Raw genomic sequence first — 19,998 nt, 5'->3', positions numbered from 1 at the left:
GGCGCCGCAGCGGTCGTGGAAGCGAGGCGCTCCTCACGAGGGGTGATCTCGCTTCCCTGCAGGCGCCGAAGCCCGTGCGCCGGCGACGGTTCGATCCCGTCGCCTCTTGCTTCCCGCCTCCCCGCCACCTTTCGTTCCCCGGAACATTTCCTGGAGAGACCGGATGCGCCGCATCACGTTCGCCGGGGTCGTCGCGGGATCACTGCTCGCTGCCGCCCCCGTGGGGCTGCATGCCCAGCAGGCCGAGACGGGCCCGAAAGTGGGGGACATGGCCCCCGACTTCACCCTCGGAGGTGCCACGCGGTATGGCATCCTCCGGGACCAACTCAAACTCTCAACCTACCGTGGCAACACGGTGGTCCTCGCCTTTTTCTTCAAGGCGAGGACGCGTGGTTGAACAGTCCAAATGGAGGCGTACCGTGATCAGTACGCCACGCTGTTCAACAATGGCCGCAAGGTGACGGTGATCGGCATCAGTCTCGATGCAGATACCGCACTGTATTCCTGGGCGCGCGATGCAGACTTCCCGATGGTGTTTGCCTCTGATCCCGGGGGCAAGGTGGGGACGGCGTACGGCGCGTTTGATGCCGCACGCAACACCGACAATCGCTCCCTGTACGTGATCGGGCCGGACGGCCGGATCGTGTACAAGGCCCAGCCGTTCCGGCAGATGGCGGAAGATGCCTACACGGAACTTGCAGCTGCGATCGACAAGGTCTCGCCGCCACCCGAGGCGAAACCCTGACCGCAGACCGCGACGACCCGGCTCCCGCCGGGTCGTTCGCATTCCTCCCCTGCGTGCCCGACTCTTCTCGTATTGAGCAGTGGTATCGCGACGCGGTACGCGCGTGTGACCCGCGTGAGGCCACGTGCCAGGCCGTGCGCGCGCTCGCCTTCACCGCCCCTCCACTCCTGGTAGCCGTCGGCAAGGCCGCCGTGTCGATGGCGGAGGGGGCGATCGAGGCACTCGGCGAGGCGCCGGCAGGTGGGCTCATCGTCTCACCGACCGGGATTCCTCCCACGTACCATGGCCTCGCGCACCTCGCCGGCGATCACCCCGTTCCCGGCGCACGGTCCGCGGCGGCGGCGGACGCCATCGGCGAAGTCGTCGCGGCCAGCCCCCGCGGACCCGACGCGCTTGTCCTGGTTTCCGGCGGTACGACGAGCCTCATCGCGGCACCAGTCGCTCCCGTCTCGACCGAGGAGCTGCATGCGACCTTTGAGCTGCTCCTGGCCAGTGGCGCGCCGATCGACGTCATGAACCATGTCCGACGCCGGATACTCCGGTGGGGCGGCGGACGACTTGCCGCCGCCCTCGCCCCAAGGCGGGTGTCGTGCCTCGCCGTCTCGGACGTCATGACGGGCGACCTCGCGTCGATTGGGTCCGGGCCGTGCATTGCTGACGACGCGCCCACCTTTGTCCCCGCCGACCTGTTGCAGGGGCTCCCGCCCTCGGTGCAGGAACTCATGCGGTCGCCCCTCCCCCCAGCGCGCGACGCGGTGACGGCGCGGATCATCCTCGACAACGCGTCCGCCGTTGCGGCCGTGCGGTCGCACATCGCCGCCGCCGGACTCGTCGAAAGCCCGCCACCCATGCCCACCCTCGCGGGCGAGGCTCGCGATGCGGGCATCGTGCTGGGCCGCCACCTTGCCACCATGTCCGCAGGCGCCTTTGTGCTCGGCGGCGAGCCAACGGTGACCTTGGCGGGAGGCTCAGGGCTCGGCGGGCGCTGCCAGGAGCTTGCCCTCGCGGCCGCCCGCGAAATCCGTGGACTGCCGGTGACGCTCCTCGCCGCTGGAACCGACGGTCGTGACGGACCGACCGACGCTGCGGGCGCCATTGTGGACGGCAACAGCTGGGACCGGATCCTGGCCGCGGGACGCGACCCCGGCGCGGACCTTGGTGCCCATGCATCGTACGCTGCGCTCTCCGCGATCGGCGCCCTGATTCCTTCGTGGCCAACCGGGACGAACGTCAATGACCTGGTCATCGCGGTGCGACGAGCGCCGTAAGGTTGTGGGACGAGCCGGCGCCTCGGCACGGATGGTCCAGACTTGCCCTTGTCGCCTTCCCTGATCTCCTTTCCCTCATGTCGAACACCTTCTCCGTCGGGCTCGTGCAGGAGAGCGCCGGGTCACCGGACATCGCCGCGAACGTCGCACGCGCGGTCGCCGGCGTTCGGGCCGCGCATGCACGGGGCGCCCAGGTCATCTGTCTCCAGGAACTGTTCAACGCGCCGTACTTCTGCAAGAGCCTCAAGATGGAGTGGTTCGACCTCGCCGAGCCGATTCCGGGGCCGACAACCGACCAGATGCAGGCGCTCGCACGGGAGCTCGCGGTCGTCCTCATCGTCCCGATCTACGAGCGCGAGGCGCCGGGCCTCTACCGCAACTCGGCTGCGGTCATCGACGCCGACGGGTCGCTGCTTGGGGTGTACCGCAAGATGCACATCCCGCACGACCCGCTCTTCGAGGAGAAGTACTACTTCGCCCCGGGGGACACCAACGACCGCGCGCTCAAGGCGCCCGGTGCCGTGATCGAGCAGGACGGCTTCCGCGTCTTTCGCACCCGCTACGCGAAGGTTGGGGTCCTGATCTGCTGGGACCAGTGGTATCCGGAAGCGGCGCGCCTGACGGCCATGCTGGGGGCCGACGTGATCTTCTACCCGACCGCGATCGGCTGGCACCCGGCGGAGAAGGCCGAATTCGGCGAGGCACAGGTGACGGCATGGCGCACGATCCAGCGCGCACACGCCATCGCCAACGGGGTCTTCGTCGCCTCGCCCAACCGGGTGGGGTTCGAGGCCGAGCCGGGGACCAACGGCCTGGAGTTCTTCGGCCATTCCACGATTTACGATCCGTTCGGACGGATCCTCGCCGAGGCCGGCACCGATCCCGCCGTCCTCGTGGCCACCTGCGACCGCGACCGCATCGAGGACACGCGACGCAACTGGCCGTTCCTGCGCGACCGTCGCATCGACGCGTACGGCGGATTGACGGCCCGATTCCTGGGACAATGACCAACTACCGCATGCCGGCGGAGTGGGAACCCCACGCCGCCACCTGGATCGCATGGCCGCACCACGAACCGGACTGGCCCGGCAAGTTCGAGCCCATCCCCTGGGTGTACGCGGAGATCGTCCGCGTCCTGCACGCGCACGAACGCGTGGAGATCCTCTGCCACTCGGAGGACATCCGCGAGGACGCCCGGGCCAAGCTCCACGCCCACCATTGCGACCCCGCCCGCGTCCGCCTGCATCTCGTCCCCTACGACCGCGGGTGGCTCCGCGACTCGCTGCCGACCGTGGTCCACGACGGCGAGGGGCGGTGCCACCTGGCCAACTGGCAGTTCAACGCCTGGGCCAAGTACGACAACTACACGGACGATGCGCGACTCGGCGAGGTCGTCGCCGGGCTGACCGGGCACACGCGCTTCGAGCCGATGCGCCCGGATGGCAAGGGGCGTGTCGTCCTGGAAGGCGGCGCCATCGAGACCAACGGCGCCGGGCTCTTCCTCGTGACCGAAGAGTGCCTGCTCTCCAACATCCAGGAGCGCAATCCGGGATTGTCCCGCTCGGGGTATGAGCAGGTGTTCCGCGAGGTCCTCGGGGTGCGCGAGACGATCTGGCTCGGGGAAGGCTGCGTCGGGGACGACACCCACGGCCACGTCGACGACATTGCCCGGTTTGTCGACGCCACCACCCTGGTCCTGGCCCACGAGGAAGACCCGGCGGACGAGAACCACCGACGGTCGAAGGACAACCTCCGCCGACTGCAACACGCGGGTGCCGGACGCTTTCACGTCATCACGCTCCCGTATCCGCGGCCGGTGATGATGGACGGCCAGCGCCTGCCGGCGTCGTACGCCAACTTCTACATCGCCAACGGCGTGGTGATCGTCCCCACGTTCAACGACCCCAACGATCGGGTGGCGCTTAACACCCTTAGCGAGTGTTTTCCGGGACGCTCCGTTGTCGGCATCCACGCTTTGGACCTTGTGTGGGGTCTCGGGACCCTGCACTGCCTCACGCAGCAAGAGCCACTCCCCGCCCGGTGACCATGTCTCGCTCCCTGCTGTTCGCGGCGCTCCTTGTGGCGTGCACGAAGCCCGATGCCCCGACCTCGTCCGGCACGCCCGGCGGCACCTTGATCATCGCCACGGGCGCCGAGGCAGACCAAGTCCTGCCTCCCCTCGTGGCCACCAGCGTGGGCAAGCAGGTCAGCGATGCCCTCTTCCTCCCCATCGCTCGCGTCGGGGACGAACTCAACATGCTCGGTGACGAAGGATTTGTCGGAATCCTCGCCGACCGCTGGGAATGGTCCGCAGACTCCCTCGCGATCACCTTCACGCTCGACGCCGCGGCGCGCTGGCACGACGGCCACCCGCTGCGCGCCGATGACGTGGTGTTCAGCTTCGATCGATATCGGTCGCCCGCCGTTGGGGCGGACCTTGGCCCACTACTCGCCGGCATCAGCAGCATCACCGCCGACGACTCGCTGCGCTTCACCGTGCGATTCGCTCGCCGCAGCGCGACGCAGTTCTACGACCTGGTCAACCACCTGATCCCGTTTCCGCAGCACGTCTACGGGACCATCCATCCCGAGTCGCTTCGTGCGAGCGCCGCCGTCCGCGCACCGATCGGCAGCGGCAAGTTCCGATTTGCCCGGTGGGAAGCCGGGCTACGCGTGGAGGTCGTGGCCGACACCGCGCATTGGCTCGGGCGCCCAGGGCTCGACCGCGTGATCTGGACCGTCGTGCCGGAGCAAACCGCGCAGCTCGCCCAGTTGCTCGCGGGCGAGGCAGACCTGGTCGAGGCCCTGCGCGGGTCGGCCCTGGACCAGGCGCTGGCGGACACCAACCTCGCCTTCCTTCAGCGGCCAGCGGTGGACTACGTCGTGGCGCAGTTCAACCTGCGGGAGCGCAAGTCGCGCGCACGCGAGCATCCCCTGTTCGGGGACCCGCGCGTCCGCCACGCGCTCACGGCCGCCCTCGATCGACGCGTCCTTGTCCAGAGCGTCCTCGATACGCTGGGCGACGCCATGACCTCACCCTACCTCACCATTGCCGGTGTGCGCGGGCTCGCCTTCCCGCCGTCGGGGAGAGACCGCGCACGGGCCCTCCTCGCCGAGGCCGGGTTCACCGATAGCAACAACGACGGGGTGGTCGAGCGGAACGGAACCCCGCTCGCCTTCGGCCTGAACGCCCCCAGCAGCAGCACCGGCCGCGTGCGGATGCAAACGCTGATCATCGATTCGTGGAAGGCCATCGGCGCCCGCGTCACCCCGGAGCTGACGGACAATCCCACCATGATGGCCCGCAACGAGGCCGGGGACTTTGACATCTCCCTGTTGGGATTCACCGGGAGTGCTGCCGCCAGTGACGTGAGCCAACCGTGGCGAAGCCCGGCAGGTGCCCAGGGGACGAATTGGGGAGGCTACTCGAACGCTGCGTTCGACAGCCAGCTGGATTCGGCGGCGAGCAGCATCGATCCACGCGAGGCGCGGCAGCACTACGCCCGCGCCGGACAGTTCCTCATCGACGACGCGCCGGGCATCTGGCTCTACGAAGCACGGACGGTCGTCGGGATGCACCGGCGCATCCGGCCGGCCGCGATCCGGGCCGACGCGTGGTGGGCGCACCTGGACGAATGGTCAGTCGACCCCGAACGCCTCGTACCCCGCGACCGGATGGGGACGGCCATCGCGCCGCGCTGAGGTGATCCGGGTCACAGGCGTTGCCGCCCTCCCCGCCGGCACGTCTGTAGAGTGTGACTCCCCCTGATCGTTCACCACCACGCCGGCGGCGCTGATCCATGCCGGTCGGCGTGACCTCCCTGCGCAGCCTCCGGCATCGCCTGCTGGCCGGCTTCGGTGCCCTCGTGCTCCTCTTCGGCGCGGCGGGGATTGCTGCGCGCGGAGCCGTCGGTCGCTTGTCCGAGGTGATCGGTGAGACCTTGCAGGAGGTCCAGGTCGATGCCCAACTCTCCAGTCGACTGAGTGGCGCGGTCGCCGCCCACCTCGGCGCGGCCGAGCGGTACCTCTCCACGCGCGACACCCTTTCGCGGGTCGCCGTCGGACGTGCGTCGGCCATCGCGCAAGCGGCATACGACGAGATGACGCGTCGCCAGCAGCGCGAAGGCGGGGGCGACTCGCTGCTCCGCGCCATCGGCGTGCAACTCGGGGACGTGTCCGCTCGTTACGCCCGCGCCCATGAGTTGGCCGACGCTGGTCGCCAGGCTGAGGCGCTACGTGCCGCAGACGACGCCCAAGCGCGTGGTGGCGAGCTGCAGCGCAACCTGCAAGCCATCGACGCGGCGAAGGCACGCGCTGTGGATGCCGCCTCTCGTTCGTTGCGGCGCGATGCCGAGGCGCGATCCCTGTGGGTGTTGATCATCATGGGAGCAGCAGCGTTGCTGGGGCTCACGGTCGTTGTCACGACCGCCGGCGCCGTGACTCGCCCCCTGCGCCAGCTCGCCGCGCAGGCGCGCGCGCTTTCCGCGGGCGATTTCACCGTGCAACCGCACGAGGACATCCCCCTCGAGTTTCGCGACCTTGCGGATGCACTCAACGGGGCAGCGTCTTCGCTCTCACGCGTCGTTTCGGTCAGCTCGCACACCGCCGACGACGTCTCCGGTTCTGCGCGTGAGCTCGCCAACGTCTCCGAGCAGATCTCGGCATCGGCGAGCCAGATGGCGGCGTCCATGACGGAGATCTCTGCGGGGGCCGATTCCCAGGTGCGGCAGCTGCGGGCGGTGGACGACGCCTTGCGGTCGATCCAGGGCAACGCCACCCAGGTGCTGCAAGGCACGGACGAGGTGGGAACGCTCGCGGCGGACATCGAGTCCAGTGCCCGGGCGCGTCGCACCGAGATCGATCGGTCGTTGGGCATCCTGGGCACGGTGCGCACCACGGTGGGCGCTGCAGCGGCCGAGGTGCATGCGCTGGAGGGCACCGCGGAACAGATCCACCGCTTGGTAGCGGCCGTGGGGCGAATCGCCGAACAAACGGACCTGCTGGCCCTGAATGCCGCGATCGAGGCGGCCCGTGCCGGCGTGGCCGGGCGCGGCTTCGGCGTCGTCGCCGATGAGGTCCGCAAGCTCGCGGAACAGGCGCAGGCCGCGGCCGACGACGTGACGCAGCTGACCCGCACCGTCACCGCGCGCGTGGAGAGCACCACGCGGGCGATGGAAGCCGGCGTGCTGCAGGTCGCCGAGATCGAGAGCGTGTCCCGGGAGTTGGACAGCGCGCTCAACACCATCACCCTCTCGGCGAGTCGCACGCGGCAGGCCGCGTCGAGCGCCGCCGACTTGGCGCGGAGCAATGCACAGTTTGTGTCCAGCGCGGCGCGCAGCGTGGAATCCGCCGCCCGCACGGCCGAAGGGTATGCCGCCGCCGCACAGCAGGTGAGCGCCTCCACCCAGGAGCAGAGCGCCGCGTGCGAGCAGATGAGCTCGGCCTCGACGCAGCTCCTGCACGGCGCCATGCAGCTCCGCGAGTTGGTGGGCGGGCTCAAGGGGTAGTCGGAAGGCCGCGCCGGACCCGGCGGCCACACGGGGCGGATGGGGTGGTCCCTTGCGCGGCGCGCCATTTTCCCCTTTCCTGTTCGCCCGTCTCGTGAACCTGCGCCGCCCCCCTCGGTGACCGACCCGCGTCCTGCCGTCCTCCTCCTGAGTGGAGGGCTCGATTCCACCACCCTGCTCGCCATGGCCCGGGCGGACGGTTTCGCCGTGCACGCGCTCTCGTTCCGCTACGGGCAACGCAATGCCCGCGAACTCGAGGCGGCCAGCAAGATCGCGAAGGCGGCTGGCGTCGCCCAGCATCGCATCGCCGAAATCGACCTGCGCATGTTTGGCGGCTCGGCACTGACTGCGGACCTCGATGTCCCGAAGGACTCCGTAGGGGACGACCACATCCCCATTACGTACGTCCCCGCGCGGAACACCATCTTCCTCTCGTTCGCGCTGGCTTGGGCCGAGGTCCTCGGCGCCCTGGACATCTTCATCGGAGTCAACGCACTGGATTACAGCGGTTATCCGGACTGCCGGCCGGCCTTCATCGAGGCGTTCGAGCGCATGGCCAATCTCGCGACGCGGGCCGGGGTCGAGGGCGCAGCGCCCCTTCGGGTTCGGACCCCCCTCATCCACATGTCCAAGGCCCAGATCATCGCGACCGGGGTGCGGCTCGGCGTGGACTACGCCGCAACGTTGAGCTGCTATGACCCGGACACCACGGGTCACGCCTGCGGGCACTGCGATGCGTGCCTGTTGCGCTCGCGCGGCTTCGCCGAGGCCGGGGTCAACGACCCCACCCGGTACCAGGGGCGCTGATGTACGCGGTCAAGGAAATTTTCTACACGCTGCAGGGCGAGGGGATGCAGGCGGGGAGGCCCGCGGTGTTCTGCCGCTTTTCCGGCTGCAACCTGTGGAGCGGACGTGAGGTCGACCGGTCGACCGCGGTGTGCACCTTCTGCGACACCGACTTTGTGGGGATGGGCCCGGATGGCGGGCGTTTCGCGAATCCAGACGCACTGGCGGAGGCCGTGGCCGCTCGCTGGCCGTCCGGCTCACCAGGCAAGAAGCTCGTCGTCTGCACGGGCGGGGAGCCGCTCCTCCAGCTCGACGATGCCGCGATCGCTGCCTTGCACGCGCGAGGGTTCGAAGTGGCCGTGGAGACCAACGGGACGGTGCCAGCCCCCCTCGGGATCGACTGGACGTGCGTGAGCCCCAAGGCGCGGGCCGAGCTGACCATCACGAGCGGCGACGAACTGAAGTTGGTCTACCCCCAGCCCTTGGCGATGCCGGAAGCATTCGCCAACCTCAAGTTCCGCTATTTCTCCCTCCAGCCCATGGACGGTCCGGACCGGGAGGCCAACACGGCCGCCACCGTGGCGTATTGCCTGGCGCACCCGCAATGGCGGCTGAGCCTCCAGACGCACAAGCTGCTGGGCTTGCGGTAGCCGCCTTTTTCTTTCGTCTGCTGTGTGCCGTCTTCCATCTACCGTCACCGTCACGTGCTGCTTTTCAAGGACTTCTCTTTCGAGGCGGCCCACCGGCTCCCGCACGTACCTGAAGGGCACAAGTGCGCGCGGTTGCATGGCCACTCGTTTCACGTCCGCGTGACCGTCGCGGGCCCCGTTGGGGAGACCACCGGTTGGGTGATGGACTTCGCCGACCTCAAAGCCGCCTGCTCGCCGATCATTGACTCGCTGGACCACCGCTACTTGAACGAGATCCCGGGGTTGGAGAATCCGACGAGCGAGGTGATTGCCATCTGGTTGTGGGATCGGATCGCTCCGAAGCTCGCGGGGCTGGCCTCGATCGAGGTCCGGGAGACCTGCACCTCTGGGTGCATCTACCGCGGGGAGGGTGCCGCCCGGATGGGTCCAGCGGTAGATTGACCGATTCTCCGGCACCCTTTCTGGCGATGTCCTGGCGCTTCACGCTGTGCTTGACCCTCCTCGCAGCATCGGTCCTTGCGACCGATGCGGAGGCGCAGCGTGCCCGGACGCCGCGAAAGAAGCCGTTCGAGGCGCTGAGCCAGAGCGCGCAGCGACTCAAGCAGACAGCGGCCGACCGACTGGGGTTCCGTGAGGCACCGCGAGACAGCGTGGTGACCGTGGATCTTCCGGAAGCGATCGCGCATGACTCGGTGGTGAGCGCGGCGCGTTCACAGCTCGGGACTCGCTATATCCTCGGCGCCGAGCGCCCGGGCGTTGCGTTCGATTGCAGCGGATTGGTCCGCTTCGTGATGTCGGCCCTGCGTATCGACCTCCCCCGGACGGCACATGAGCAGTCCCAGCGAGGTCAACTGGTTGAGCGCGAGGTGCGTGCCCTGCGTCCGGGTGACTTGCTGACCTTTGGGCGCGGCGCTCGGGTCACCCACATCGGGGTGTACATCGGCGAGGGGCGATTCGTCCACGCCAGCACGTCAAGGCGCCGGGTTATCGAGGCATCCATCGACCAGCCTGGGACCTGGTTCCGCAAGAACTGGGTGGGTGTCCGACGGTTGCTCGCGACGACCGAGGTCGCCGACACCACGGGCTAGTCACACACGGCCCAAGCCACGAGCGCGAACCCTGATCGGTTCGCGCTGTTCGTTTTCGGACACTGGTTCCCGGATGTGAACACCCTCCCGGGGAACCACTGCGCGTCATCTTGTTGCGGCGCAACGGGTTGCCGATGTGCGATGGTCGGCACGGTTCTTCCTTTATGGCCGTTGAGAACCCTTCGCGCCCTCACGCTGTCGAACCCCCCGTCATGGACGTCAAGCGCGCACCACAGAAGAAGACCAGGCGAAACGTGCTCTTCGCCGTCGGCGCCGTTGCCATTGTGGCGACGACGGTGGCATTGGCTAACCTAGAGGCCCGGCCGCAGGGTGTGGCACGCGCCGAGCTCTGGATTGACTCGGTCGTTCGCGGCACGATGGTGCGGCAGGTCCGTGCTCCAGGAACGCTCGTGCCCGAACAAATGCGATATGTCGCCGCAGTGACGGCCGGCCGCGTCGAGGCTCGTCCGCTGCGCCCGGGCTCCCCGGTAACGCGAACGACGGTCATCCTCGAGCTGAGCAACCCCGAGGTGCAGCTGCAGGCGCTCGACGCGCAGCGGCAGCTCACCCAGGCCGAGCAGGATTTCGTCACACTCCGCACCACGCTCCAGAGCAATCGCCTCAACCAGGCCGGGACCGTTGCGCAGCTTAAGGCCCAGCATGCCAACGCGGTCCGTGAGGCGACGGTGATGGAAGGGTTGGCGGCCAAGGACCTGAGCTCAAAGAACGAGGTGGAACGCGCCAAGGAATCCGCGGCCGAGCTGGCCACGCGCGTGAAGTACGAGGAACAGCGGCTGGACTTGCTCGCCGGCGCACTCGACGAACAACTGGAGAAGGCCCAAGCCAACGTCGATCGCCTTCGTGCCATCGCGCGTTTCCAGGCCGAGCGGGTCGCGTCCATGCGGGTGCTCGCGGGCGAGGACGGCGTGCTGCAGTCACTCAACTGGGAATTGGGCCAATGGGTAAACCCCGGGCAGGAGCTCGCACGGGTGGCCCAGCCCGGCAAGCTCAAGGCGGTATTGCGTGTGCCGGAGACGCAGGTGAAGGACGTCGTGCTCGGACAAAAGCCTCGATCGATACGCGCAACGGGCTGATCGACGGGCGCGTGATGCGCGTCGATCCGATCTCGCAGAACGGCACGGTGACCGTTGAGGTCGCGCTCGAGGGTGAGCTGCCAAAGGGCGCGCGGGCCGATCTGTCGGTCGATGGGGTCATCGAGCTCGAGCGACTGGAGAGTGTGCTCTACGTCGCCCGTCCGGCCTATGGCCAGCCGGAAAGCACGGTCGGCCTGTTCAAGGTGAGTGCCGACGGCAAGACCGCCGAGCGCCTGAGCGTGAAACTGGGCCGAGCGTCGGTGAGTACGATCGAGGTCCAGCAAGGACTGCAGCCCGGTGACAGCGTGATCGTTTCCGACATGTCGCGATTCGACAACGTGCAGAAGGTGAGGATCCAGAGGTAGACGGCAGACCCGTGCGAAACGCAGCAGCTTACCAGACACCCGCAACCCCCATCACTCCGATGACCGCCCCCCTCCGCTGACGCCCTCATTCGCATGGAAGGGATCAAGAAGATCTTCTTCACGGACGAAGTCGAGACGCACGCACTCGCCGATATCCACATGGAAATTCGGCCCGGAGAGTACATCTCGATCAATGGACCGTCCGGATGCGGCAAGACCACGCTGCTCTCCATCCTTGGCCTGCTCGACACGCCGACCGACGGCACTTACATGCTGAGCGGCGAGAATGTCTCCAACCTGTCTGCGGCCGACCGCGCCCGGATCCGCAACCGGCAGATCGGCTTCATCTTCCAGGCGTTCAACCTCATCGGCGACCTCACGGTCTACGAGAATGTCGAGCTGCCGCTCACATACCGTGGCATGGCGACCGCCGAGCGCAAGAAGCGCGTGCAGGAGGCGCTGGAGCGCGTGGGGATGTCGCACCGCATGAAGCACTACCCGTCGCAGCTCTCCGGCGGCCAGCAGCAACGTGTAGCCGTGGCACGAGCCGTCGCCGGCGACCCGGCAATCCTGCTCGCGGACGAGCCGACGGGAAACCTCGACTCCACCAACGGCGAAGCCGTGATGGAACTGCTGCGCGAACTGCACCGCGGTGGCGCGACGATTTGCATGGTCACACACGACCCGCGGTACTCGCGTCAAGCCGACCGCCAGATCCACCTCTTTGATGGGCGCGTGGTCGACGAGATGGCCGGCGCACCCGCGTGATGCCCGAGCCGCGTCGCGTCACGCCGCCGCGGCACCTCTCCCTGGTAGCGGCCCAACAGGCCGCTGCCGGGCACCGACTGTCTCCTGTGCGGGCGGCAATTGTCGCCGCCGCGCTGGGGTGCTGCATCGTGGCTGCCTTGGCGTGGAGCACCGCGCCGGTGCGCCCCCCGCGCGGCCACCACCCTCGGAACGACCGCGCTCGTCCAGCCCTGACCGGCCCCGCCCCCCGCGGGGCCCCGACCTCGTAATCCATGGACTCCCTGCGACAGGACCTGCGGTTCGCCTTGCGATCGCTGGGGCGCTCGCCCGCCTTCACGATCGTCGCCGTCCTCTGCATGGCGTTAGGCATTGCGGCCAACGTCTTCGTCTACAGCCCGTTCAATGCGCTGCTCCTGCGGCCCATGCCGTATCGCGACGCCGACCGGGTTATGCGCGTGAACACCTGGCGCACCGAGGAGTCACGGCAGAACTGGTCGAGTTGGTCCTGGACCGACTACCAGGACGTCCGGGCGGCATCCACCGACCACTTCGCCGCGACCGGTCTCTATCGCGTGGGCCAGTGGAACGTTGGCAACCTGGCCGAACCGGAGCGCGTTTCGGGGGCGCGCGTCACCTCGGCCCTGCTTCCGATGCTCGGCTTCCAGCCGGCTCTCGGACGTTTCTTCACGGACGCCGAGGAGCTGGAGGGACGCACCGCCGTCCTCGGACATGGGCTCTGGCAGCGCAAGTTCGGCGGCGATTCCTCGGTGGTGGGTCGAGCCGTCACGATCAACGGGCTTCCGTACACCGTGGTCGGGGTGATGGAGGAGGGGGTTCGCTTCCCTGAGACGGAGGACCTCTGGCTCCCCGCCGAGCCCACGCCGGACCAGCGAACGAACCGCGACTTTCACGCGTGGCAGTTCCTCGGACGACTCGCCGCGGGCGTGAGCCTCACGCAGGCCGAACAGGGGGTCCAGGCGACGATGGCCACGCTCGCCACCCGGTTCCCCGAGACGAACCGCACCAAGAGCGCCTGGCTCCTGCCGACCAATGACGACCTCGCCGCCGAAGTCGGCCCGATCTTCTATACGATGGTCGGCGCCGTGGCCTTTGTGCTGCTGATCGCCTGCTCCAACGTGGCAAACCTCCTGCTCGCCCGCGGATCAGCGCGCCAACGCGAGCTCGCCGTGCGGCTCTCCATGGGGGCAACGCGCCGACGCCTGGTGGTGCAACTGCTGACCGAGAGCGTGATGTTGTCCGTACTTGGAGGCATCGCGGGAATCCTCCTCGGCACCTGGGGGGTGGACGCCTTCATCCGCTGGGGGCTGCCCACCGAGGTGCCGTATTTCATGCACTTCGAGGTCGACCGCACGGTGCTTCTGCTCGCGACGGCCATCACCGTCGTGTCTGGGGTCATTTTCGGCATCGTCCCCGCTCTCGCGCTCACCCGCCCCGACCTCGCCGTCGCGCTACGTGAGGCCGGGGGGCGCGGCGGCAGCGCCCATGCCTCGCTGGGTCGCTGGCGCTCCGGACTGGTGGTTGCGCAACTCGGTCTCGCTGGTCCTCCTCGCCGGCGCGGCCCTCATGGTGCAGAGCTTCCTGCGCTCACAGAAAGCCAAACTCGGCTTTGCCACCACGAACGTGCTGACCGGCTCCGTGGCCCTCGTCGGCGAACGGTACGCGAACGACAGCGCCCGGGCCGTGGCCCGCGGGGAACTGCTGCGGGTGCTGGCTTCGGTGCCCGGTACACGATCGGTGGGCATGGCCGCCTGGTTGCCGGTCGGCGAGTGCTGCATGTCGGACGTCTACCACCTTCCCGGCTCCGAGGCGGCGCCAGGCGATCGCCCGACGGCGACGTGGAACGCCGTCTCGCCAGGCTTCTTTGCCGCGGTCGAGACCCCGCTGCTGCGTGGCCGCGAGTTCACGGCGGCCGATCGACGCGGCGCACCGAACGTCGTCGTGATCTCCCAGGCCCTCGCCGAGCGCGAGTGGGCCGGGCGTGACCCCGTCGGCCAGAGTCTGTACGTCGGATCAGACACCGTTCCGCGCACCATTGTCGGGGTGGTCGCGAATCTCGTGGTTCGCAAGCTCACGGAGCGCACCCGCCTCGAGCAGGTCTACGTGCCACTGGATCAGGGATGGACGACAAACGCCGCCTTCATGATCCGGCTCGACGGAGCGCCGGAAAGCGCGGTCACCGCAGTGAGGAGTGCGGTGGCGTCCCTCGATCGCGACTTGCCCATCAGCCGCCTCTTCTCGATGGATCGGGTAATTCGCGATCGCATGTTCGAGGTCGCGTCTATGGCGCCATGTTCGCGGTCTTCGGGGTCGTCGCATTGCTGCTGGCCTCGATCGGCCTCTATGGCGTGATGTCGTACGGCGTGGCGCAGCGTACCAGGAACTCGGGGTCCGCATGGCACTCGGCGCCCACGTACGCGACGTCCTTGGGTTGGTCCTGGCGCGGCGCGCGCTTGATCCTGCTCGGGGTCGTCATCGGAGTCCCTGCCGCTTTCGGGCTGGCCCAACTGCTCCGCGGCACGCTGTACGGGATCCGCGCCACCGATCCGCTCACCTTCCTCATGGTGCCCCTCGTCCTTGGGCTGGTGGGTCTCCTCGCCTCCCGGTGCCGGCACGTCGCGCGACGCGCGTGGATCCCGTGGAGGCGCTCCGCGCGGAGTAGTCCGGTATGTTGTTGATCCAACGCGTCCGAGCTAGGCTATCCGACTCGGCGCGCATGCTGCCGCCTGCCGTCTCCCGATATCCGGTTTGACCTGTGGCCTTCTTCAAGACCAGCAAGCCCGCCCTCCCCGTCGACGAGGCGCCGCACGTCGGCCCGCTCGTCTCCCCTGCGGCATCGAGAAGTACTACGACACGGCGGCCGGGCGCTCGTACGTCTTGCGGCGCATCTCCTTCGACATCCAGCCTGGCGAGTTCATCACGATCATGGGACCGTCGGGGGCGGGCAAGTCGACCCTCCTCGCGATCCTCGGGATGTTCGATGGCCAGTGGGCGGGTGAGTTCCACTTCCGCCAGCACGCCATCCATGCGCTCGCCAACAAGGAACGCCTGGCGATCAATCGGCGCTATGTCGGATTTGTCTTCCAGCAGTATCACCTGCTGGACGACCTGACCGTGGCCGAAAACCTCGACGTCCCGTTGTCGTATCGTGATGTCCCGCGCGATGAGCGCGCGGCGATCGTGGGGATGCGCTCGACCGGTTCCAGATCGTGGGCAAGAAGGACCTGTATCCGCGGCAGCTGAGCGGCGGTCAGCAGCAGTTGGTCGGCGTGGCCCGTGCGGTGATCGCCAAGCCGTCATTGCTCTTGGCGGACGAGCCGACCGGGAACCTCCACTCGTCGCAGGCGCGGGAAATTATGGAGTTGTTCCAGCAACTCAACCGGGCGGGCGCGACGATCGTCCAGGTGACGCACTCGGAGGAGAACGCGCGGTTCGGGTCCAGGGTCATCACCGTCCGGGATGGCTGGATCGTGGAAGACCGGCCGGCGAACTGACCCTGCACCACCCAAGTGGCGCTCCCCCTTGGGGTTGCGCCTCCGCCATGAAACTAACGGCGGAATGACGCCCCGCAGCGACACTCCAGCCACTCCCGCGCTTCGCGGAGGTAACTCATCAACGGAGGTGGCTGGATGTTGCGGTGGAAAAGGTTGGCCGGCCTGGCAGCAGGTTCGGCGCTTGCGGCAGCATGCGCCGGTGACACGGGTGCACGGGTCCTATCAACGGAAGTTGCATCGGCTGAGCTGGACGTAACACCGGCCTCGGCCTCCGATTGGAGGCAGCTCGCCGCGCGCGGCAGTGGCCCGACGATCGTCAATGCCTCCGCGTACGTCGCGAGACTGGAAGCGGTGGTTGCGGCGTTCATGCCTGATTACGGTGCAGGAGAGTTGTGGGGATTCTCCCTCAAGACCAACCGGTGGCGCCGTCTTCGCGCGGATCAGTGGCCGCAGGGCAAGTATCGGCGGCTCGTGCACGACGCCGTTCGGAGACGACTCCTGACCTACTGGGACGGCCTCGGACAGGTGTACAGCATTCCTGACACGGGTGGGACCTGGTCGCCCGAAGGAGTTGCGGGTAATCAGGACCAGTTCTACGAGGCGTACAGTTTCTTCAACCCACTCACGCAACGCTTGAACGTATTCGGGGGCTATGGATTCGGGACGTTCAAGGACCAGTGGTGGGAATGGGACGGCACCAACTGGTCGGAACCACCGTCGAGCGTGACACGACCGGAGCCTCGGTTTGGGAATGGCACATCCTCGGTCGCGGTGGACTCCTCAAGGATGCGAGCATATCTCGGACAGCGCAGCCTTGGCACAGCCCCTGGCAACCACGACGACCTCTGGGGGATCGACCTGCGCTCCGGAAATTGGCGCAAGCTCATTCCCGCGTCGACCGACAGCGATGCCCGCATCATGAGCGCTCTCGCGTTCGACACGCGGACGGGTCGACTGTATCGGTTCGGCGGATGCGCCCCAATCACGGACCCGGGTCTGTGTTCCACACCTTCAAATGACCTGCGTGTTGGCCTCCCGTCCTCTGCATCAGTGAGTTGGAAGTTCGTGCCGGAAGCCGGCCCCAAACCAAGCGCACGCTACCTGTCTGGACTGTATGTTGACGCGGCACGTCGGCGCCTCATCCTCGTGAGCGGGCACGGTGTTGACGGTTGGCAGGACGACATTTGGGTCAGGCACCTGCCCTGACCGGCGGACACGGCGAACGGTGAAAAAGCACACGTCAGGAAACACCGTTCACCTCATCACCCTCGGCGGGGCCGCGATTGAACTTCGCGGCCCCGCCGACGTGACGCGCTATGACGGGGGCAAGGTGCTCGCGTTGCTGGCCTACCTCGATGGCGCGCGTGCGCGAGCGGCCTCGCGCGACGAACTCCTGGACATGCTGTGGTCCGACAAGGATCCGACGCACGCACGGAACGCACTGCGGCAGCTGGTCTACGCGACCCGCCGCCGTTTTGGGCATCTCGCGCTCGACGCGACGGAGGAGGCCATCCGACTCGGCCAGAGCGTCACATCCGACCGAGGTACCCTTTCCGACGCGATCGATCGCGGAGACGCCGCGTCTGTCGTTCACCTGTATGCAGGGCCGTTTCTGGGATCGTTCGCCCAGCCTGGGACCCGACGCTTTGAAGAATGGGCAGGATGGGAGCGCGAGCGGCTCCGCGCGGCCTTCCTGCGCGCGACGGAGGAACTCGTGCGCGAGGCACACCGTCGCGGACGACCCGCGGAAGCCGTTCACCTGGCGCGCCGAATGCGCGACGAAGATCCGGACCGCGAGCCGTCGTGGCGGTTGCTGCTTCAGACCCTTGGGGCCGCGGGGGATTGGCTTGCCGTTGCGTCCGAACAGGAGGCGCTGCGCCAATTCCTCGCTGCGGAGGGTCGGGATCCAGAGGCTGCGACCGTCGCCCTCTTGCGACGGCTGCCGGGCCCACAGCCGACACGTCAACGACAAGGCGTGGGCCTCACGCTCGAACTAGTCGGTCGTCAGACGGAATTCGCCTCGCTGCTTGCGCTTTGGCAACGCGCCGCGACCGGGCACAAGAGCATCGTGGATCTCCGCGGGATCGCGGGCGTCGGCAAGTCACGCTTGCTTGGCGAGTTGCGGGGAAGGTTGAGGGCCGAGGGAGCACGCGTCATCGGCGTTCGTGCACGCAGTGGAGAGCGGGAGTTGGAGTGGTCACTGCTCGCCGACGTGGTGCAGGCATTGGGACAGAGTGCCGGAAGTGCCGCGGTCGATCCTCATGTCGTGCCGGATCTGATTGCCCTCGCGCCCGCACTTCAGGACCGGTTTCCCCACGCGGCTGCGTCGCGCGGCGTGGGCGAGGAAACGCGCCGTCGGAGCACGGCCACGTTTGGCTTGTTGGACGCCGTGGTGCAGGAGGCACCGCTGGCCCTCCTGATTGACGATTGGCACTGGGGAGACGAGGCCTCGATCTGGTGCTTGCAGATCGCCTTGGAACGACTTGAGCCGACGCGATCTCTCCTCTGTGTCCTTGGGTCGCGGCCCCACGGGCGTGAGGTGTCCGGCCTGTCAGTATCGCCAGTGGTGTTGGCGGGACTTTCACGTTCGGACGTTGAGATGGCGCTGGGGAACATCGCCGCACTTCCGAAGACACCCGCCGCTTCGGTCCTTGTGGATGCCGTCGCCACCGGAAGCGGAGGCGTGCCGCAGGAAATCCTCGCCGTGCTCCAGGATCTGCTGAAGACCAACACCATTGCGATCGTTGAGGAGGTATGGGAGGTTCGTGACCCACGGGCCTGCGATGCCTTGGCGCACACCGGATCAGGTACCCGGCGGGTGGTGGCCGCGCTGCCTCCGACGGCGCGGCGCGTCCTCCGCATGCTCGCGCGAGCCGGCACACCACTTAAGCGTGACCTCCTCGCGGATTCCCTCACGACGCCGCTTGCTGACGTGGCGCGCGACCTCGACGTCCTGGTCGATCACGGCATGATCACCTGTGACGGGGGGGACTGCGAGGTGGCCCATGACCTCATCAGCGAGGCCGCGCTCGAAGGGGATGGCGACCCGGCGAATGACCACTCCGCCCTGGCGCGGGCTTGGTTGGGCCGTGCCGCCGATGACGTTGGGGCGTTGCGACACGCCTTTCGTCATGCACGTCACAACGCCAACGCGGAACTTCTGGCAAGCGTGGGGACCACCATCGCCTTGCTCGCGCGGAGCCGCCGCGACCCTCGTCCGCTGCGGCACATCGCAGCGGAGCTCCTCTGCCTTGACCCACGGGACCCCGTCATCGGGCGGGTATTGCGCCGAAACTCGCTTTTCCGTCGCGCCGGTCGCACCAGGCTCCTTTGGTCGCTCGTCGCGTGCCTCGCAGTCAGTGTATTAACCTGGGCCGCATGGAGTCAGGAGGAGCCTTCGCTGGCCCTCGTGGTCGAGCCCTTGCCTACGAACCCGCTAACCCCTGCGCCCACAGTGGAGCTGCGAGGGATGCGCGGGCGCTGGGCCCCAGGCGTGCCAGACAGCGTTCGCGTGCAAAAGGTCGAGGGGCCGGGCGACCTCCTGGGTCCCACGACGCGGCCAGTGCTAGGCGGCCGAGCCCAGTTTTCCGAACTAGGCGTCTCGCAGGATGGCCGCTACGTCCTCGAATTCTTCAGCCCCGGTTTTCGGTCGGTGCGAACCGAAGTGCTTGAGGTGGGGGCGGGCCTGCAGACACAGCTTCGCATCGTTGGCGGAATCGTTGGCGGGCAAGCCGTGAGGCCGGAGGACCCGATCATCAGCGTGCGCCCGGGCGCAGACCTCTCTGGCTGGCTCGAACTCGCTTACCGCTCCCCGTGGGTGGCGGCCTCCGTCACGCTCTGCGCGGCGCGTTCGTGGGAACCCGCGGCGCAGGGCTACTGGACGGTCGTTCCTCTCGCCACACCGGCACGGGACCTCATGCGACGGGTCAGCCTCGATTCGGCTGCGCTGCGCGCCCCCTCAGCCCCTGGGGTCTATTACCTCATCTTCGCCCACGACGCCGAGCCGGCATGCTCCTGGATCATGTCCCTTACCAACTGGGTGATCGGCACACCCCGGTGGGATGACGGGAACGAACTTGTGGAACGCGCGGTCGAGCAACTCCAGTTGGTCCGTTCCTCCGGGAAGATCAGCGTCCAAGTCCGCCGTAACACTATCGAGCACGGAGACGGCGGATTGGCGCCAGCGCCAATCGCGGTCGCCGTCCTATCGATTGAGGTCCGGATGCCGTGATGCCG

At 67.8% G+C, this 19,998-nt stretch carries 19 protein-coding genes and 1 pseudogene; 19 read left to right on the top strand and 1 reads right to left on the bottom strand.

The genetic code is table 11. The features are described 5' to 3' along the window. The first annotated feature begins 163 nt into the window (after positions 1 to 163). The 15 genes from IPK85_12965 to IPK85_12895 all read left to right on the top strand — a co-directional run bounded on the left by IPK85_12965 (position 164) and on the right by IPK85_12895 (position 14,253). Positions 164 to 397: a hypothetical protein gene (locus IPK85_12965; GenBank protein ID MBK8248299.1), complete on the top strand. Its 234-nt coding sequence runs from the start codon at positions 164 to 166 to the stop codon at positions 395 to 397. A 9-nt stretch (positions 398 to 406) separates the two neighbouring features. Next, positions 407 to 745, top strand: a complete 339-nt coding sequence (locus IPK85_12960) for a redoxin domain-containing protein (GenBank protein MBK8248298.1) — start codon at positions 407 to 409, stop codon at positions 743 to 745. A 53-nt stretch (positions 746 to 798) separates the two neighbouring features. Continuing rightward, positions 799 to 2,013, top strand: a complete 1,215-nt coding sequence (locus IPK85_12955; GenBank protein MBK8248297.1) for a DUF4147 domain-containing protein — start codon at positions 799 to 801, stop codon at positions 2,011 to 2,013. 77 nt (positions 2,014 to 2,090) lie between these two features. After that, complete coding sequence (locus tag IPK85_12950; GenBank protein ID MBK8248296.1) at positions 2,091 to 3,020, top strand: carbon-nitrogen hydrolase; 930 nt, start codon at positions 2,091 to 2,093, stop codon at positions 3,018 to 3,020. Next, the gene (locus IPK85_12945) at positions 3,017 to 4,057 is read left to right on the top strand and encodes an agmatine deiminase family protein (GenBank protein MBK8248295.1); all 1,041 of its coding nucleotides are present in this window, start codon (positions 3,017 to 3,019) and stop codon (positions 4,055 to 4,057) included. Before IPK85_12950 ends, IPK85_12945 begins: the two co-directional genes overlap by 4 nt. A gap of 2 nt (positions 4,058 to 4,059) precedes the next feature. Further along, complete coding sequence (locus IPK85_12940) at positions 4,060 to 5,715, top strand: hypothetical protein (protein MBK8248294.1); 1,656 nt, start codon at positions 4,060 to 4,062, stop codon at positions 5,713 to 5,715. A gap of 98 nt (positions 5,716 to 5,813) precedes the next feature. Further along, positions 5,814 to 7,520, top strand: coding sequence for a methyl-accepting chemotaxis protein (locus IPK85_12935; protein MBK8248293.1), 1,707 nt, complete (start codon positions 5,814 to 5,816; stop codon positions 7,518 to 7,520). 39 nt (positions 7,521 to 7,559) lie between these two features. Continuing rightward, positions 7,560 to 8,327, top strand: coding sequence for a 7-cyano-7-deazaguanine synthase QueC (gene queC, locus IPK85_12930; GenBank protein MBK8248292.1), 768 nt, complete (start codon positions 7,560 to 7,562; stop codon positions 8,325 to 8,327). Beyond that, positions 8,327 to 8,956 (top strand): 7-carboxy-7-deazaguanine synthase, encoded by a 630-nt coding sequence (queE, locus tag IPK85_12925; GenBank protein MBK8248291.1) that lies wholly within the window; start codon positions 8,327 to 8,329, stop codon positions 8,954 to 8,956. The genes queC and queE overlap by 1 nt, the downstream gene beginning before the upstream one ends. Positions 8,957 to 9,010: 54 nt before the next feature. Further along, positions 9,011 to 9,397 (top strand): 6-carboxytetrahydropterin synthase QueD, encoded by a 387-nt coding sequence (gene queD, locus IPK85_12920; GenBank protein ID MBK8248290.1) that lies wholly within the window; start codon positions 9,011 to 9,013, stop codon positions 9,395 to 9,397. Between the two features lie 26 nt (positions 9,398 to 9,423). Next, on the top strand, positions 9,424 to 10,044 hold the full coding sequence (locus tag IPK85_12915; GenBank protein ID MBK8248289.1) for a C40 family peptidase: 621 nt from the start codon (positions 9,424 to 9,426) through the stop codon (positions 10,042 to 10,044). A gap of 212 nt (positions 10,045 to 10,256) precedes the next feature. Continuing rightward, positions 10,257 to 11,138 (top strand): HlyD family efflux transporter periplasmic adaptor subunit, encoded by an 882-nt coding sequence (locus IPK85_12910; GenBank protein MBK8248288.1) that lies wholly within the window; start codon positions 10,257 to 10,259, stop codon positions 11,136 to 11,138. Positions 11,139 to 11,152: 14 nt separating this feature from the next. Next, positions 11,153 to 11,503 (top strand): hypothetical protein, encoded by a 351-nt coding sequence (locus tag IPK85_12905; protein ID MBK8248287.1) that lies wholly within the window; start codon positions 11,153 to 11,155, stop codon positions 11,501 to 11,503. Positions 11,504 to 11,596: 93 nt separating this feature from the next. After that, positions 11,597 to 12,271 (top strand): ABC transporter ATP-binding protein, encoded by a 675-nt coding sequence (locus IPK85_12900; protein ID MBK8248286.1) that lies wholly within the window; start codon positions 11,597 to 11,599, stop codon positions 12,269 to 12,271. 251 nt (positions 12,272 to 12,522) lie between these two features. Continuing rightward, a complete protein-coding gene (locus IPK85_12895) occupies positions 12,523 to 14,253 on the top strand; it encodes an ABC transporter permease (GenBank protein MBK8248285.1) in 1,731 nt (576 codons plus the stop codon). Positions 14,254 to 14,382: 129 nt separating this feature from the next. On the opposite strand, the gene IPK85_12890 is transcribed toward IPK85_12895, so the two are convergent. Next, positions 14,383 to 14,535: a hypothetical protein gene (locus IPK85_12890; protein ID MBK8248284.1), complete on the bottom strand. Its 153-nt coding sequence runs from the start codon at positions 14,533 to 14,535 to the stop codon at positions 14,383 to 14,385. 24 nt (positions 14,536 to 14,559) lie between these two features. On the opposite strand from IPK85_12890, the gene IPK85_12885 reads away from it, so the two are divergent. The 4 genes and pseudogenes from IPK85_12885 to IPK85_12870 all read left to right on the top strand — a co-directional run bounded on the left by IPK85_12885 (position 14,560) and on the right by IPK85_12870 (position 19,993). Continuing rightward, the gene (locus IPK85_12885) at positions 14,560 to 14,946 is read left to right on the top strand and encodes a hypothetical protein (protein MBK8248283.1); all 387 of its coding nucleotides are present in this window, start codon (positions 14,560 to 14,562) and stop codon (positions 14,944 to 14,946) included. Positions 14,947 to 15,193: 247 nt separating this feature from the next. Further along, positions 15,194 to 15,762 (top strand): annotated as a pseudogene (locus tag IPK85_12880) (ABC transporter ATP-binding protein). Between the two features lie 366 nt (positions 15,763 to 16,128). Beyond that, positions 16,129 to 16,968, top strand: a complete 840-nt coding sequence (locus IPK85_12875) for a hypothetical protein (GenBank protein ID MBK8248282.1) — start codon at positions 16,129 to 16,131, stop codon at positions 16,966 to 16,968. 19 nt (positions 16,969 to 16,987) lie between these two features. Continuing rightward, positions 16,988 to 19,993 (top strand): AAA family ATPase, encoded by a 3,006-nt coding sequence (locus tag IPK85_12870; GenBank protein ID MBK8248281.1) that lies wholly within the window; start codon positions 16,988 to 16,990, stop codon positions 19,991 to 19,993. Positions 19,994 to 19,998 lie beyond the last annotated feature (5 nt).

The organism is Gemmatimonadota bacterium (genome assembly GCA_016712265.1).
GTDB lineage: Bacteria > Gemmatimonadota > Gemmatimonadetes > Gemmatimonadales > Gemmatimonadaceae > RBC101.
Note: the sequence above shows the minus strand (reverse complement) of the source record. Positions and strands in the feature narration are given on the sequence as shown.